Origin of the sequence: Psychromonas aquatilis (assembly GCF_038155185.1) — a bacterium.
Lineage (GTDB): Bacteria > Pseudomonadota > Gammaproteobacteria > Enterobacterales > Psychromonadaceae > Psychromonas > Psychromonas aquatilis.
In genome coordinates, this window is sequence record NZ_JBAKAZ010000014.1 from 1 (window position 1) to 17228 (window position 17228).

Sequence of the window (17228 nt, forward strand, 5' to 3'; positions counted from 1 at the left end):
CTTGCGATACTAGAACCTAAATCTAGCGCGTCTACCAATTCCGCCACTTCCGCGTAAAGTAAATGGTGGCTACACCGGGATTTGAACCTGGGACCCCATCATTATGAGTGATGTGCTCTAACCAGCTGAGCTATGTAGCCATTTTTTACTTTAATCTCAACTTGGCTCTGTTAAACAGTGCGTCGTTTCGATGGGGCGCATTATGCGGATATCGAACTACATCGTCAACTACTTTTTAATAAAAAAACTATTTTTTTGTTTGTTTGGTTAATTGATAAACAAGTTGTTTTTATTTTGTGCAAACATATTAGAAAACAACCCTGAATTAAGCTTTCTGCTATTGAAAAAGTTAAACTGAAGGGAATTAAACTTAGGATTAGTGGTACATGAAAATATTACACACCTCAGATTGGCACCTTGGCCAGTATTTTATGATGAAAACACGTGAAAATGAACATCAAGCTTTTTTATCTTGGTTAATTGATCTAGTTAATGCACAACAAGTTGATGCAGTGATCGTTGCTGGTGATATTTTCGATAGTGCGTCACCTGCATCTTATGCACGTAAGTTATATGCTGATTTTGTTGTGCAATTACAACAAAGTTTTTGTTCGCAGTTAGTCATTGTGTCAGGTAATCACGATAGTGTGGCGGTACTTAATGAAAGCAAATCCTTGTTAAGTGCATTAAATGTATCTGTACTCGCAGGGTTAAGTGATGATTTGTCAGATCATTTAATTCACTTAAAAGATAAAACGGGTGAACAACAGGCCTTGATGTGCGCACTACCTTTTTTACGAGCTAATGATGTGATGCTTAGCGAGCAAGGTAACTCTGCGGAACAAAAGCAGTTGTCCTTACAGCAAGGTATTTCCACTACGTATCAATCACTTTATGATTTAGCGAAAAATAAAATTAACGAACAAAAGTTACCTGCTGATACTGCAATCATCGCCAGTGGCCATTTAACGACAGTGGGGTGCTCTGTTTCTGACTCGGTACGTGAAATTTATATTGGTACCTTAACGGCTTTTCCTGCCGCTTTATTTCCTGCATTTGATTATATTGCATTAGGTCACCTGCATAAGGCACAACGCGTACAGAAATCTGAGGTAATTCGCTACTGTGGTTCACCGATTCCATTAAGTTTTGATGAAAGTAAACAGACTAAAAAAGTCAATATTATAGAGTTTAGCGATAAACATGATTTACAGGTGAATGAGTTTGATATTCCTCGCTTTCAAGAATTACATATTATCAGTGGCGACCTAGATGCCATTACAGAGCAAATTAATACCCTTAAAGACTCGTTAAAAGGTGAAACGATTTGGGTGGAAGTGAAATTAAAGCAAGCACAATATATGTCAGATTTGCACACTTACCTAAGCCAGTTGGTAGAAGGGACGAGCATTGATATTTTAAAAGTTAGCAGCCCACAAATTAATGAAACCAATCAATGGCAGGAAAATGATAAAAAAAGCCTAGAGAATGTCACGCCTGTGCAGTTGTTTGAGCATCGTTTAGATATTGAAGACAATATAAGTGATGAACAGAAAAAACAACTCAAAGGGCTATTTGCTGAAGTTCTATCGGCTGTGGAGCATCAATCATGAAAATATTATCGTTACGTTTTAAAAATTTAAACTCTTTAAAAGGTGAGTGGAAAATAGATTTCCAAGATCAAGCCTTTCAAGATAATGCATTGTTTGTAATCACCGGACAAACCGGCGCTGGAAAAAGCACTATTTTAGATGCGATATGTTTGGCTTTATATCAACAAACCCCACGTTTAGATAAGTTAACACAAAGCAAAAATGAGTTAATGACACGCGGTACAGGTGATTGTTTAGCGGAAGTGGAATTTGCGGTTAAAAATAAAGCCTATCGCGTGTATTGGTCGCAAAAGCGTGCTCGTAATAATGCCGATGGTAATTTACAGGCTCCTTTATGTGAGTTAAGTGAAATTGCTGGACAAGTATTAGCGACAAAAAGTAGTGAGGTATTAAAACAAGTCACGGAACTAACAGGGTTAGACTTTTCTCGTTTTACTAAATCGATGTTATTGGCTCAAGGTGGCTTTGCAGCGTTTCTTAATGCTTCAAGTGGTGAACGCGCTGAATTATTAGAGGAACTAACAGGAACTGAGATTTATTGTGAAATAGCGCAATATGTTTATCAGCAAAATAAACAGATACAAGCTGAACTAACAGTGTTAACGGAACAAGCCAAAGTATTAAGTATTTTAGATGAAACAGAGGAAGAAGCTTTAGTTGAAGAGGTTAAGCAACTTGAAATACAACAAAAAAGCTTTACAAAGCAAGCGCAGACATTGGATAAAGCGGTAAGTTGGCTACAGGAAAACGCTAAGTACGATAAAACGATTGCAGAGCAAAAAAGTAAGATTGAAAGTCTTGAGCAGAAAAAAACTGCTTTTAAAAGCCAAGAAACCAGCTTAGTTAATGCCGAGAAGGCTGAGAAACTTAGACCTATCTATGAATCATGGCAATACGCGCTACAGTTGCATAACAAAGTTAAGGTGCAATTAAGCAATATTATCGAAAAAGAAAAAGCCAACCGTGTTGCAATTGAATCTTTACAAAAACAGCAGTTACAACAAGACAATAATGTGTCACTTCAACAGCAAGAAACGACACAAGTTATTGATGAAATTAATAAAGTATTAGTGCCTTTAGATATTGCGATTCGTGATAAAACAACACAGAAAAACAGCTTACGAGAAGAGTTAGCAAGCAAACAAAAGCAAGTCGATGTAAGTCAAAGCGAGCTAACGCTAATGCAACAGAAATCTGAAGGTTACCAAGCACAGCTCAAAGAAAGCCAAGCTTTGTTACAAGAGCAAGATTATGTGCCGGCACTGAGTGATGCTCTTTCTAGTGTGACATTACAACTAACACAGTTGGATGAGACAAAAGCAAAAGCCCTTAACGTATCGCAGTCTTTAAGCGAAGCAGAACAGAAAAAGCAGTTATTTTTATCAAGTACCGAGCAAGTAAATCAAGAGTTACAAGTTTTGCTGACCAGTATGAGCCCTTTACAGGCTAAGTTAAAACAGTTAACTGATGAGATAAATAGTGCAAATAAGGTGTTGCCGGAGGGCTCTTTAGATGGTGCAAATCAACAATTAACCTTATTGCAAAGTGAATTAAAAGAAATTCATTCTGGCTTGCCTATCTCAGAAAAATTAGATTTTATTGAAGCAGAGTTATTTAAAAAACAGGGGGAGTTAACTCGTTTAGATAGTAGTATTAATGATGATCAAACTCAGTTACACAATCTAAAGGAACAAGGCAAGCAACTAGTTGTTGATGTCACCAACACTGAAAAACTATTAGAGCAAGAGCAAATTATTCAAAGCTTAGCTGAGTTGCAATTAAAGGTACAAGAGGATAGACCCTGTCCTTTATGTGGTTCACTGTCGCATCCAGCTTTAGTGAATTATCAAAAGATTGATGTACCCGAGCATCAATTACGTTTACAGCAATTGCAAAAGGCATTAGATAAAGCGAGATCCGCTTATAGTGAATTAAACGGTCAGTTAAAATCTAAGGTTGAGCAGTTCAGGGAGTTACAAGCATCCCAACAATCACTGTTAACTGATAAAAAGGAAAAACAACAGCTTTGGTTAAATCATGGGTATTTGAAAAACCGTTCCTATGAGGCAACCAGTAGTGCGGAGTTAATTCAGTTAAGCGAAGAAGTTGAAAGTAAGCGAAACCTGATTCAGCAGCAGGTGGAAATACTAAGAGCACTACAACAAGATCATGCTGGTTTAGAAAAGCAGTTACAAAGTGTTTCAGAACAACAACATCAATTGTCTTTAAAGCAGCAACAAAATAGCTATGAAGAAAAAAGGCTGGTGGAGAAAATAGCTTCATTACAGGAAGAATTGGCTGAAGCGAAACAGAAAGTTGAAATATTACATTCAAGGGTAACGGATGCTTTACCTGAGCAGATTATTCACCATCAGGAATTGAGTAAATTATTGTTTGACGCACCACAACAATGGGTTAAGCAAGCGACAGAGCAAGTGGAGCAATATAAGACTCAATTACAATATGAACAAAAGATAACAGCAGAGCTCACCGAGTTAACACAACAAGTACAACTGCAAGATCAGGCTTTACAACAACAAAAACAAGTATTAGCTGAAGTTAATGATAAAGCAAAAACATTAATGGAAGAGATTGAGCAACTGCAATTAACAAGAACACAGCAATTCGGTGAACAAAGCGAGCAACAATTACGTGACCATAGCAATGCGAAATTAGCAACGAGCCAAGCGCAGCTTGAAAAAATTAATAAAGCATTACAAACTGAGTTAGATGTTGCACAGGCGGTAAAAGGGGAGATCTTACAAATAACCGCTTCAGAACAGCGGTATTTGACTGAAAGTGAAACAAAGTCTGCGCAGTTTGAACAGGCTTTAATAGACTCGGCATTTGTTGATCAAGCTGCCTTCCTTAAAGCACGATTAGCACCTGAAGAGATGCAATCATTACTCTCTCAACGCCAACAACTTCAAGATGACCTGCTAAAAGAAAATACACGTCTAGAAACCTTATTGAATCAACAAACTGAGTTGAAAGCCATTAAATTGACGGACAAGTCATTACAGCAAGTTGAAGATGAGATCGTAGCGTTGCAGCAACAAATCCAAGCACATCAAACCACTTATGCGACTAAATTTGGTTTATTACAATCTAATCAGGCAAATAAATTAAAGCAACAGGGGATTGTTAAGCAGCAACAGTTGAAACAACAAACGGCGGAGCAATGGGAGATGCTTAATAAGCTGATTGGGTCAGCTGATGGCGCTAAGTTTAGAACCTTCGCACAGGGAGTGACTTTGGATAACCTAGTGTATCTCGCTAATAAAGAAATGGCGAATCTACATCAACGCTATCAATTGCAACGTAATATCAAGCAACCTTTAGCATTACAGGTGATTGATTTATGGCAAGCAAATGCAGTGCGTGATGTGAAAACCTTATCAGGTGGAGAAAGCTTTTTGGTGAGCTTGGGTTTAGCATTAGCGCTATCTAACTTAGTGAGCCATAAAACACAGATAGAATCATTATTTTTAGATGAAGGTTTTGGCACCTTAGATGCTAATACACTGGAAGTTGCACTAGAAGCGCTTGAGCGGCTCAATGCCTCAGGTAAATTGATCGGTATTATTTCTCATGTTGATGCTTTAAAAGAGCGTATTAATCATCAAATTCATGTGACCAAGGGGGCATCAGCAGGATTTAGTCAATTATCTTCAGAATATCAATTCAAGAAGGAGAGTAAATAGTGTTGTCATTATTGATTAACGCGTTTCCGTGCAAAAGTCAGGCGTTGATGACTGGATATTCCTGCATTATTAAGTAAAATCACAGAAAAAACAGCAGGGATAGTTATGTTACAACCAGAAAGGCACAGTAAAATACTCGCATTATTAAGCCAAGTAGGGCGTGTCTACGCTGCCGAATTAAGTGTGCAGTTAGGGGTTTCTGAAGATACGGTAAGACGTGATTTAAAGTTGCTGGATGAGCAAAAGCAATTAAGGCGTGTGCACGGTGGCGCTTTACCGTTACAACATGAAAATCAAGAGTATCGAGAGCGACATGAAGAAGTTGATCCATTAAAGCAACGTGTCGCATTGGCTGCAATCCCTTTAATAAAAGAAGGGCAAACGATTCTCATTGACTCAGGCAGTACCTGTTTACAATTAGCCATGAATTTACCTACGGATTTTAATTTTACCGTTGTGACACCTAGCCCACTAGTAGCGACTCAATTAATCCACCATAATAATATTGAATTAATTATGCTCGGTGGAAAAGTGTTTAAGCCAGCGGTAATGGCGTTGGGGGCAACAACGAATGCGATGATAAGAAAAATTCATTTTGATAGTTGTTTTCTGGGTGTTTGTGCTTTGCATCCAAGCCAGGGGTTAAGTATCGGTCATATTGATGAAGCAGAGACATTAGCCTCTATCATTGAGCAGTCTGAGCAAGTTATTACCTTAGCTTCATACTTGAAACTAGGAAAGATGAGCACCCATAAAATTTGTTCTGCACGTAAGATTGATTATTTAGTGACTGATTCGAATTCAGATCCTAAATTGTTAAGTTTATTTGCAGAGCAAGGGATTGATATTAAGATTTGTGCTGATAGATAGGCTAGTTATATATATAAAAATGGCAACCGAAGTTGCCATTTTTTAGGATATTATTTTTTACTATCGCTATTAAACGTTAAAGCGGAAGTGGATCACATCACCGTCTTTAGTAATGTATGACTTACCTTCTAGACGCCATTTACCGGCTTCTTTTGCACCAGCTTCACCATTACAAGCAATGAAATCATCAAAACCAATAATTTCAGCACGGATAAAACCACGCTCAAAATCGGTATGAATTTTACCAGCAGCTTGTGGCGCTGTTGCACCTACTGGAACTGTCCATGCACGTACTTCTTTAACGCCAGCAGTGAAGTAAGTTTGTAGGTGTAATAGTTCATAACCACTATAGATTACACGGTTTAAACCTGGCTCATCTTGACCAATACCTTCTAAGAACTCAGCTTTGTCTTCATCATCTAATTCAGCGATTTCTGATTCAATAGAAGCACACACAGGAACAACCACTGCGCCTTCTTTCTTAGCGATATCACGTACGATGTCTAAATATGGGTTATCTTCAAATCCATCTTCAGCGACGTTAGCAATGTACATTGTTGGCTTTAATGTTAAAAAGCTTTGGTATTGAATGGCTGCTAGTTCTTCTTTATCAAGATCTAGGCTACGCACCATGCCATCAGCTTCTAAATGCGTTTTAATTTTTTCTAAAATAGGCAGTTCAAATTTTGCATCTTTATCGCCACCTTTTGCTTTTTTAGTTAAGCGCAGGATAGAACGTTCACAGCTTTCTAAATCGGCAAGTGCTAATTCTGTATTGATAGTGTCAATATCTTCTTGAGGATCGATTTTACCAGCAACGTGAACGATGTTTTCATCTTGGAAACAACGAACAACATGGCCGATGGCATCTGTTTCACGGATATTCGCTAAAAACTTATTACCTAAACCTTCACCTTTTGATGCGCCTTCAACTAGGCCGGCGATATCAACAAATTCCATTGTAGTAGGTAGTACTTTCTGCGGATTAACAATAGCAGCAAGTTTATCTAAACGTGGATCAGGTACAGGAACGATGCCCGTATTTGGCTCGATTGTACAAAAAGGAAAGTTAGCCGCTTCAATGCCTGCTTTAGTTAACGCATTAAAAAGGGTAGATTTACCAACGTTAGGTAAACCGACAATACCACATTTAAAACCCATGATTTTATCCTATTGATTATTTGTTATTGTGCTTTGAAGCTATGTAAGCGATTCATCGCTTTTTCTATTCCATCTGCACCTAAAATAGGGGTGCAGCGTGCCGCTTCATCGATACTTTGCTCGATCAAATTTTGTTCTGCACTTGTTGCTTTACCAAGTACATAACCGCTAACACGACTTTTATCGCCAGGGTGGCCGATACCAATACGTAAACGGTAAAAATTTTTATTGTTGCCTAATTTGGAAATGATATCACGTAAACCATTATGTCCACCATGACCACCACCCAGTTTAAACTTTGCGATACCTGGAGGCATGTCTAACTCATCGTGAGCGACTAAAATTTCTTCTGGTTTGATTTGATAAAACTTCGCCATTGCACTGACAGCTTTTCCACTGAGGTTCATGAAAGTGGTTGGAACTAATAAACGAATATCATTACCGGCAATTTGAATGCGTCCGGTATGTCCAAAAAACTTAGCTTCAGGTTTTAATTGGATATTTTCTAGAGAGGCGAGTTGTTGTATGTACCATTGCCCGGCATTATGTCGAGTATTTGCATATTCGGGGCCTGGATTAGCCAGGCCCACAAGCAATTTAATCGTAGTTGACACGATTACTCAGCAGCGTCTGCTTCTGCAGCTGCTTCTTCAGCTTCATCTTCTTCAACTACTGCTTTTTTAGCAGTGATTGCTAGAAGTGGTAAATCATGCTCTTCGCCTTTGATAAGCTCAGCAGATTCAACACCTTTTGGAAGAACAACGTTAGAAATATGAATTGTTTCGCCAATTTCAACGTTTGCAATATCAACTTCGATAAATGCAGGTAAATCAGCAGGTAAACAAGTTACTTCTAATTCATTTGCTAAGTGAGCGATAACACCACCGTTTTTAACAGCTTCTGCAGTTTCTTCGTTTAAGTAATGAAGAGGTACAGTTGTAGTGATTGCTTGGCTAGCATCAACACGTAAAAGATCTAAATGTTGGATGCGCTCTTTGAAAGCATGACGTTGAATATCTTTAAGCAATACTTGCTCAGCAACACCGTCGATTTCTAGGTTTAATACTGAAGAGTAAAATGCTTCAACTTTTTCAACTTTCATTAATTCTTTGTGTTCGAAAGTTAGAGAAACAGGCTCTTTTCCTGCACCGTATACAACACCAGGTGTTTGGTCTGAATGACGTAGGCGGCGGCTCGCACCTTTCCCTAAGTCTGTACGGTTTGTAGCTACTAATGTAATTGTTGACATGGTAAAACTCCATTGTGAAAAGACAATATGCCTTTTCAAATTAAAATAGATTATCGTTTGCGACCAGCGATAACCGCCTTTCTCCCCAAACGGGCGTATAAAAAAGGCGCGCTATAGTAACTCAGTAAAGGCTTTTGTACAAATTAAATACGAAAAAAAAGCGCTTATTTATTACAAATAAGCGCTTCTATAAACTGATCCTACAAAGAGACGATTTATCTCATTGATTTTTTAGTAATGAAACATCGCAGAGATAGATTCTTCATTACTTACACGGCGGATTGCTTCAGCTAGCATACCACTTAATGTTAACTGTTTTACTTTACCTGTTGCAATAACTTCAGCAGATAATGGAATTGAATCAGTTACGATAAATTCATCAATGACAGAGTTTTTAATGTTTTCAGCAGCAGAGCCTGAGAATACAGCATGTGTTGCGTAAGCATAAACAGATAATGCTCCGCGTTCTTTAAGTGCTGCAGCTGCTTGACACAGTGTGCCACCAGTATCAATCATATCATCTACGATAATACAGTTACGACCTTCAACATCACCAATCAAATGCATTACTTGTGCAACATTTGCTTTTGGACGACGTTTATCGATGATTGCTAAATCTGCATCATCTAATAGTTTTGCGTGTGCACGTGCACGAACAACACCACCGATATCAGGAGAAACAATCATAGGGTTATCTAGCTTCTTCTCTAACATATCTTCAAGTAACACAGAGCTACCGAAAACATTATCAACAGGCACATCAAAGAAGCCTTGGATTTGTTCAGCATGTAAGTCAACAGTCATGACACGGTCAACACCGACGTTAGAAAGGAAGTCTGCAACTACTTTTGCTGTGATTGGAACACGGCTTGAACGAACTCGACGATCTTGACGAGCATAACCAAAGTATGGGATTACCGCTGTAATACGACCAGCTGACGCTCGACGTAGGGCATCGATCATTACAATCAATTCCATTAAGTTGTCATTGGTTGGGGCACATGTTGATTGCACGATGAAAATATCATCACCACGAACATTCTCATTAATTTGTACATGGATTTCGCCATCGCTAAAACGACCTACGTCTGCACTTCCTAGTTTTATAAAAAGGCGATCAGCAATTTTTTTAGCTAGATTAGGTGTTGCGTTACCTGCAAATAATTTCATGTTTGGCACTGTGAGGACCTCTTTCATCCTGTTGATTTGGCTAATGGCATATAGACATTAACGAGTGTAATTAATTGATAGGCAATTAATTAGTCTGTTTTGGTGGTTAATAATTCACTTAGAGGTGAAATGTTTAAGCCTTTAGTAGTGAAACAATTCAACCACTTTGGCGTTTTTTTAGCTAATAACTCAGCATTACTTGCATGGTCAAATGTGCTAAAAACACATGCTCCCGTCCCTGTCATCTGAGTCGGGGCGTATTCTAACAACCAGTCGATGGTATTAGCAACCTCAGGATACATTTTTTTAACACATGGCTGGCAATCATTTGTCCATTTATTGCTCATAAGTTGTTCATGTGAAAGCTTTTTTGTATCTCTTTTTAAATCAGGATTTTTAAATACGCTAGGGGTTGATATATGGCAGCTTGGAATCGCTACTAAATAGTAAGCGGGTTTTGGCTGTACAGAGGTAAGGACTTCGCCAACACCTTCTGCAATTGCGGCTTTTCCATGAATGAAAATAGGCACGTCAGCACCTAATGTTACCCCTAGTTTGCACAGCACTGCTTTATCTAGATTTAGTTGCCAATGATAATTTAAGGCGACTAAGGTGGTTGCTGCATCTGATGAACCGCCACCCAGTCCTCCACCCATCGGGAGATTTTTTTCTAGTTCGATATGTGCACCTAAATCACAACCAGCATGCTCTTTTAATAACATGGCTGCCTTATAAATAAGGTTACTTTCAAGGGGCACGTCAGGGAGTGCTGGGCTAAGGGTTATTTTGCCTGTTTTATTAGGCGTGATTGTGAGGTAATCACAGCGGTCTATAAATTGAAATAATGTTTGTAAGTTATGATAGCCATCAGCACGCTGTCCGGTGATGTATAAAAATAAATTTAGTTTTGCCGGCGCAGGCCAGCGTATTGGGTTTGATAACATAAGTAACTCTTTAAGGCGTGATATTCCATTGACTAACGGCTATTTTCAAGCGAATTGAGTCTCGCTTAAGCTCTATATTTTTAGGTAGGTAGTAACCTGAATAAGCTTGGTAGTTTTGGTATTTTACTTCCCAACTGTGTCCACTTTCGTCGTAACCTAATAGTTCGCTTACCTGTTGTTGATCATTTAACTGGTATGAGGCATCCATTGGATTTGCTTTTATCCATTGTTGTAATGATGCGATAGGCAGGTCTAATCCAGGGACAATTTGTTGTATCAGTGTATTGGCATCTTCTCCTACAAAGGTTTGATCATCACTGTTAATAATCTTAACTTGTGGTCCATCTTTATTGACTTGTAATACTCGAGTGCCGATAAAAGTAGAGAGTTGGATATCGTAATTATTAGATTTTTGCTGCCAGTATAAATTAGCGCTTTGTCGATCATCTTCTGTGAAAATGGCGAGCTTACCGGTGAGAGTCCAGTTGTCTAATTGCTGTAGCTTTGTTTGTTGTTGCTCCCAACTTAAATTGCTGTCAGTGGCCTGATCTTCAGTTGGTTGCATTAAAGAACAACCAGAGAGCGTTAATACTGCTAGTGTGAGTAAGATTTTTTTCATTGTGTTCAGCCAATTTTAATAGAGACTTTTAATATAACAAATTATTTTACTGAACTCTTTGTTCTTATTCACTTGCTTGATAAAACAAAAAAATCCTCACCGATAGGCAAGGATTTAATAAAAAAATGTTTTAGGTCAATCTGTTTTGATTATCCATAACCAAGCAATAGGTTGCTGATTCAAGGCATAGTTGTTTAATTAATTAACAACTCTTTGGCATTCGCTAAAGTATGTTCGGTAATACTATCTCCACCTAGTAGTCTTGCTAATTCCTCTACACGCTGTGTTTCATCTAATAATTGCATATTGGTATTAGTTGTTTTGCCATCACTGTGCTTGTTAACGATCATCTGTTGATGTCCGTTACCGGCGACTTGTGGTAAATGTGTTACACAGAATATCTGTGTACTCTCACCTAGTTGACGTAATAAATTACCTACAACTGCTGCAGTTGCACCACTGATCCCCACATCAACTTCATCAAAAATGAGGGTAGGGGTTGCTACGCGTTGACTAATGATAACTTGAATAGCTAGGCTGATGCGCGACAACTCACCACCTGAAGCCACTTTTCCTAGATTTTGTAATCCTTGACCAGCATTCGCTGCGACTTGAAATTCGATGCCATCAATCCCCAATGGGCTCAAACTATCAGCGCTATGTTGTGTCATGGCGACTTCAAACTGTCCATCTTCCATGTTTAATTTTTGAATGCTCTTAGTGATTTTTTTGCTGAGCTCTTTAGCATAACGTTGGCGGCTTTGGCTAAGTTTTTGAGCGTGTTTTGCATAATCTTGTTTCGCTGTTTCTAACTCTAGCGTTAACTGTTCAATTTGAGCTTCACTATTATTAAGCTGTTTATATTCTTTACTTAACTTTTGGTGGAAATCGTACAACATCTCAGGTTGAACTTGATGTTTTCTAGATAGTGTCATCGCTTGGCTTAAGCGAGATTCAAGTTGTTCAAACTGCTCAGGGTCTAATTCTAGTTTTTCACTATATTGACGCAATTCATAGCCTGCTTCTTCAACTTGTATCACCGCTTCTTGTAATGAAGTGACTATGCCTTCTAGTTGACTATCGTGTTGTACTTGAGACTCCAGCAAAGAAATACTTTTTTGTAATAATGTCAGTGCATCTACTTCATCAGAATCTGCTAATAAGTTTAAGCTGACTTGTGTTGTTTCAAGTAATGCGCCGCTATTTGCTAATTTTTTATGTTCAGTTTCAATTTCAGTGAACTCGCCCTCACCTAGTGCAAATTCGTCTAATTCAATAATTTGATATTCAAGCAGTTGTTTGCGGGCTTGCTTTTCTTGTTGGCTTAATTGCTGCTGTTGTAATTGCTTTTGAAGAAAGTGACAACCTTGGTAGGTATCTTTTACTTTTTGTAATAATTGTTGGTGGTTTGCGTAATCATCAATAATAGAAAGCTGTATATCGCTGCGTAATAAACTTTGATGCGCATGTTGACCATGAATATTAACCAATAATTGCCCTAAACTTTTTAGTTGAGATAAAGGCACTGGGATGGCATTTATGTAAGCGCGTGAGCGTCCTTCTTTGGTGATCACTCTGCGTAATAAACATTCATTGGGATTGTCACTTAGGCTATTTTCAAGATCATTACTTTTTAACCAGACTAATGCATTAGGTGTATCACTAAGGTTAAAACGTGCGCTGACTTCTGCTTTATCTGTGCCTTGACGGATCATACTGGCATCGGCTCTTGCTCCTAGACATAAACCCAATGCATCAATGGCAATTGATTTACCTGCGCCTGTTTCACCGGTGATAGTGGTCATTCCCTGGTGAAAATCAAGCTCTAAAAATTTTACGATGGCGAAGTGCTGAACAGTTAATTGGCTTAGCATAAAATTGGCATCCTATGATGATATTACAACAACTATAATAAACTACTGTTTAAAAACACAGTTTAGTACTGTTTTTTTAAACAGTAAAGTGTTGTTTGCCAATTTTATGCTAAATATACATTTTTAATGCAGTGTAATGTTATCTAGTAAAGCTTGTGTCCCCATCCAAATTTAGTGTGTAAAACATGGAAGTAGTTATAGTTTTGAGGGTGTACTAATTTTAGTTGATGCTGTGTTTTTTTAATAATAACTTCATCACCAGGTAAAACTGAAAGATTAACGTGGCTATCACAGCTAATTTGCATTTCGGTAGTATTACTTAATGCCGGTTTTAAACGGACAACACTATTAGCATCAATCACTACAGGTCTACTATTGAGGGTATGAGGAAACATCGGTAGCAAGCTAATGGCATCTAATTTAGGGGTTAAAATAGTACCGCCTCCCGATAAAGAATAAGCTGTTGAACCGGTTGGTGTTGATAGTATTAAGCCATCTGCACGTTGGTTGATCATAAAGTTATCATTTACATATATTTCAAACTCAATCATGTGGGCTATTTTATCTGGGTGTAATACCGCTTCATTAACTGCGGTACTGCTGCTTTTTAAATGGCCATGACTATAAACCTGAGCCTCGAGTAAAAAACGGTTTTCAGTTTGATAATTACCTTCAAGTACTTCTGTTAGTGGTTGCTCAAAATCATCAGGATCTAAGTCTGTTAAGAATCCTAGATTACCTCGGTTCACTCCGATAACTGAAATATCAAATCGTGCTAAGACGCGAGCTGCGCCGAGCATATAACCGTCGCCTCCGACAACGATTGCTAAATCACATTTTTGGCCAATTCCAACTAAATTTTCATAGTTGATATTGGCTTCTTCAAAATCACCTCTTAGACGTACATCAACAACAATATTATGGCCTCTAGCTTGTAAAAATTGATATAAGCTAGTTAAGGTCTGTAATGCTTCACTATGTTTAGGTTTGCCAATTAAACCAATGGTTTTGAACTCACCTTGTTGTTTATTGTCGCGACTCATAAAATGCCTGTTAACTAAAATTGAGAGGTTTTTAGTATACCCTGTAAAAATGTTTTTATTAACAGGCTTGAAACTATTATTACTATCCCCATAATAGAGGCTATAAAAGTGACCTAAACAAAATCAAGTAGGATTAAATTATGAGTGAAGAACAAAAACAAACAGTAGATGAAACAATTGAATCTGTACTGGGTGATGAAAATGTTGAAGCTGATGTAACAGAGTCAATTGATACTGATGCGGCGTTGATTGAAGAGTTAACTCAAAAATTAGCTGCTGCTGAAGAAGAGATAAAAGAACAGAAAGATAAAGTGATTCGTGCACAAGCTTTTGCTCAAAATGAAATTCGTAAAGCAGGTATTGATGCAGAGAGTCGTCGTAAATCTGTATTAAAAAACTTTGCTAATGCCTTAACACCGGTTGTGGATCATTTAGAATTAGCGATTCAACACGCTGATAAAGAAAATGAAGCAATTAAACCTATGTTAGATGGTGTTGAAATGACACTAACTGAATTGTTAAAAGCGATTTCTAGCATTGGCATTCAACAAATCGATCCAATCGGTGAAGCATTAAACCCAGAAAAACATCAAGCGATGAGCATGCAAGTTGTTGAAGGTGTTGAACCAAACCAAGTTGTTGCTGTTATGCAAAAAGGTTATGAGTTATCGGGCGGCCAAGTTATTCGTCCTGCTATGGTTGTTGTTTCTAAAGCAGCTGAATAATCTGATTAAGTATTAATTACTTCTATATTATAAAAGGTGCTTCGGCACCTTTTTTGTTTTGTTGCTAAACCGATCTGTTTGTTGCTGCCTTTTATTTATTTTTCTGCTGATAATTGCTTGCAGTGACCAGCCTAAGAACATTATTTTTAATTTTTTTAAAAATAATTCAATTTTTTTATCAGTTACCCTTGAAACAAGAAAATAGCCCCTTATATATGAAAGTATGAAACGGACACTGCGAATACGCAGAGAGTCAACTAAACAAATAACAATATTAATATGTGTGGAGAAAGTAAAATGGGCAAAATTATCGGTATTGATTTAGGTACTACAAATTCATGTGTTTCTGTACTGGATGGTGATGTAGCTAAAATCATTGAAAACGCAGAAGGCGAGCGTACTACTCCTTCAATCATTGCTTACACAGATGGTGAAACGTTAGTTGGTCAACCTGCTAAGCGTCAGTCTGTAACTAACCCAACAAATACTTTATTTGCAATCAAACGTCTTATCGGTCGTCGTTTTGAAGATGAAGAAGTACAACGTGATATTAAAATCATGCCTTACAACATTATCAAAGCTGATAATGGTGATGCATGGGTTGAAGCTCACGGTAATAAAATGGCACCGCCACAAATCTCTGCTGAAGTTTTGAAAAAAATGAAAAAAACAGCTGAAGATTACCTAGGTGAAAAAGTATCTGGTGCAGTAATCACAGTACCTGCTTACTTTAATGATGCACAACGTCAAGCAACTAAAGATGCTGGTCGTATCGCTGGTCTTGATGTTAAACGTATCATCAATGAGCCAACAGCGGCTGCTTTCGCTTACGGTGTTAATAACTCTAAAGGTGACAGCACGGTTGCTGTATACGATTTAGGTGGTGGTACTTTCGATATCTCAATCATTGAAATCGATGAAGTAGATGGCGAGAAAACATTTGAAGTACTAGCTACAAATGGTGATACACACTTAGGTGGTGAAGATTTCGATAACCGTCTAATCAACTACATCGTTAAAGAATTTGAAAAAGAGCAAAGCTTTGATCTAACTAAAGATCCACTAGCGATGCAACGTGTTAAAGAAGCAGCAGAAAAAGCAAAAATCGAGCTTTCTTCTTCACAACAAACAGATATCAACCTGCCTTACATCACTGCTGATGCAACAGGTCCTAAGCATTTAAATGTTAAAATTACACGCTCTAAATTAGAGTCTCTAGTTGAAGACATGGTTAAAGCAACATTAGAACCATTACGTCTAGCACTTAAAGATGCTGATTTATCAGTTGGCGAAATCGACGATGTTATCCTTGTTGGTGGTCAAACTCGTATGCCTCTAGTTCAATCAGTTGTTGCTGAGTTCTTTGGTAAAGCAGCTCGTAAAGATGTTAACCCTGATGAAGCAGTTGCAATGGGTGCTGCAATCCAAGGTGCTGTACTTTCTGGTGACAAAACAGACGTACTATTATTAGACGTTACACCGTTATCTTTAGGTATCGAAACAATGGGTGGTGTATTAACGAAAGTTATCGATAAAAACACAACAATCCCAACTAAACAGTCTCAAACGTTCTCAACGGCTGAAGATAACCAAAGTGCGGTAACAATCCACATTCTTCAAGGTGAGCGTAAGCGTGCTGCAGACAACAAATCTCTAGGTCAATTTAACCTAGAAGGTATTCGTGCTGCGACTCGTGGTACACCACAAATCGAAGTAACTTTCGATATGGATGCGGACGGTATCTTACATGTATCTGCTAAAGATAAAGATACTAACCAAGAACAAAAAATCACGATTAAATCAAGCTCAGGTCTATCTGACGAAGAGATTGAAAAAATGGTAAATGACGCTGAAGCAAATGCTGATGCAGATAAGCAATTTGAAGAAGTAGTAACGGCACGTAACCAAGCTGATGCAATGGTTCACGGTACTAAGAAACAAATTGAAGAAGCAGGCGATGCATTACCAGCTGATGAGAAAGAAAAAATTGAAGCTGCAATTGCTGAAGTAGAAACAGCAAGCAAAGGCGAAGATAAAGATGAAATCGAAGCGAAAACTCAAGCGCTTGCAGAAGCTTCTCAAAAGCTAATGGAAATTGCTCAACAAAAAGCACAAGCTGGTGGTGAACAACCTGAAGCTGAAACTAAGCAAGACGATGACATCGTAGATGCTGAGTTTGAAGAAGTAAAAGACGAGAAAAAATAATTAGGTAACCCTAAATAAGAAGTATCGTTTAAGCTCGCGGGTTATGGATTT

At 38.1% G+C, this 17228-nt stretch carries 13 protein-coding genes and 1 tRNA gene; 5 read left to right on the forward strand and 9 right to left on the reverse strand.

The annotated features are described in order from the left end of the window. Positions 1-63 precede the first annotated feature (63 nt). Positions 64-140: transfer RNA gene (locus tag V6256_RS05455), tRNA-Met, on the reverse strand. A 246-nt stretch (positions 141-386) separates the two neighbouring features. Here V6256_RS05455 and sbcD point away from each other — a divergent pair. The 3 genes from sbcD (at position 387) to V6256_RS05470 (ending at position 6187) form a co-directional block, all read left to right on the forward strand. Further along, complete coding sequence (sbcD, locus tag V6256_RS05460) at positions 387-1613, forward strand: exonuclease subunit SbcD (RefSeq protein ID WP_341597065.1); 1227 nt, start codon at positions 387-389, stop codon at positions 1611-1613. After that, positions 1610-5317, forward strand: coding sequence for an AAA family ATPase (locus V6256_RS05465; RefSeq protein WP_341597066.1), 3708 nt, complete (start codon positions 1610-1612; stop codon positions 5315-5317). Before sbcD ends, V6256_RS05465 begins: the two co-directional genes overlap by 4 nt. 105 nt (positions 5318-5422) lie before the next feature. Continuing rightward, positions 5423-6187: a DeoR/GlpR family DNA-binding transcription regulator gene (locus tag V6256_RS05470; protein ID WP_341597067.1), complete on the forward strand. Its 765-nt coding sequence runs from the start codon at positions 5423-5425 to the stop codon at positions 6185-6187. Between the two features lie 69 nt (positions 6188-6256). Here V6256_RS05470 and ychF read toward each other — a convergent pair whose 3' ends face one another. The 8 genes from ychF to nadK form a co-directional block, all read right to left on the reverse strand. Continuing rightward, positions 6257-7348 carry a redox-regulated ATPase YchF gene (ychF, locus tag V6256_RS05475; RefSeq protein ID WP_341597068.1) on the reverse strand — a complete coding sequence of 364 codons (1092 nt, stop codon included), beginning with the start codon at positions 7346-7348 and terminating at the stop codon, positions 6257-6259. A gap of 23 nt (positions 7349-7371) precedes the next feature. Beyond that, complete coding sequence (gene pth / locus V6256_RS05480; protein WP_341597069.1) at positions 7372-7962, reverse strand: aminoacyl-tRNA hydrolase; 591 nt, start codon at positions 7960-7962, stop codon at positions 7372-7374. Between the two features lie 2 nt (positions 7963-7964). Further along, positions 7965-8597 carry a 50S ribosomal protein L25/general stress protein Ctc gene (locus V6256_RS05485; protein WP_341597070.1) on the reverse strand — a complete coding sequence of 211 codons (633 nt, stop codon included), beginning with the start codon at positions 8595-8597 and terminating at the stop codon, positions 7965-7967. A gap of 231 nt (positions 8598-8828) precedes the next feature. After that, positions 8829-9776 (reverse strand): ribose-phosphate pyrophosphokinase, encoded by a 948-nt coding sequence (locus V6256_RS05490; RefSeq protein WP_341597071.1) that lies wholly within the window; start codon positions 9774-9776, stop codon positions 8829-8831. An 80-nt stretch (positions 9777-9856) separates the two neighbouring features. Continuing rightward, the gene (ispE, locus tag V6256_RS05495; protein ID WP_341597072.1) at positions 9857-10711 is read right to left on the reverse strand and encodes a 4-(cytidine 5'-diphospho)-2-C-methyl-D-erythritol kinase; all 855 of its coding nucleotides are present in this window, start codon (positions 10709-10711) and stop codon (positions 9857-9859) included. Positions 10712-10721: 10 nt separating this feature from the next. Next, entirely contained in the window at positions 10722-11330 is a 609-nt protein-coding gene (lolB, locus tag V6256_RS05500; protein ID WP_341597073.1) for a lipoprotein insertase outer membrane protein LolB, read from the reverse strand. Positions 11331-11524: 194 nt separating this feature from the next. Next, a complete protein-coding gene (recN, locus tag V6256_RS05505; protein WP_341597074.1) occupies positions 11525-13204 on the reverse strand; it encodes a DNA repair protein RecN in 1680 nt (559 codons plus the stop codon). A gap of 143 nt (positions 13205-13347) precedes the next feature. After that, the gene (gene nadK / locus V6256_RS05510; RefSeq protein ID WP_341597075.1) at positions 13348-14247 is read right to left on the reverse strand and encodes an NAD(+) kinase; all 900 of its coding nucleotides are present in this window, start codon (positions 14245-14247) and stop codon (positions 13348-13350) included. Positions 14248-14387: 140 nt separating this feature from the next. On the opposite strand from nadK, the gene grpE reads away from it, so the two are divergent. Next, entirely contained in the window at positions 14388-14972 is a 585-nt protein-coding gene (gene grpE / locus V6256_RS05515) for a nucleotide exchange factor GrpE (protein ID WP_341597076.1), read from the forward strand. Between the two features lie 297 nt (positions 14973-15269). Then, a complete protein-coding gene (gene dnaK / locus V6256_RS05520) occupies positions 15270-17177 on the forward strand; it encodes a molecular chaperone DnaK (RefSeq protein ID WP_341597077.1) in 1908 nt (635 codons plus the stop codon). Positions 17178-17228 lie beyond the last annotated feature (51 nt).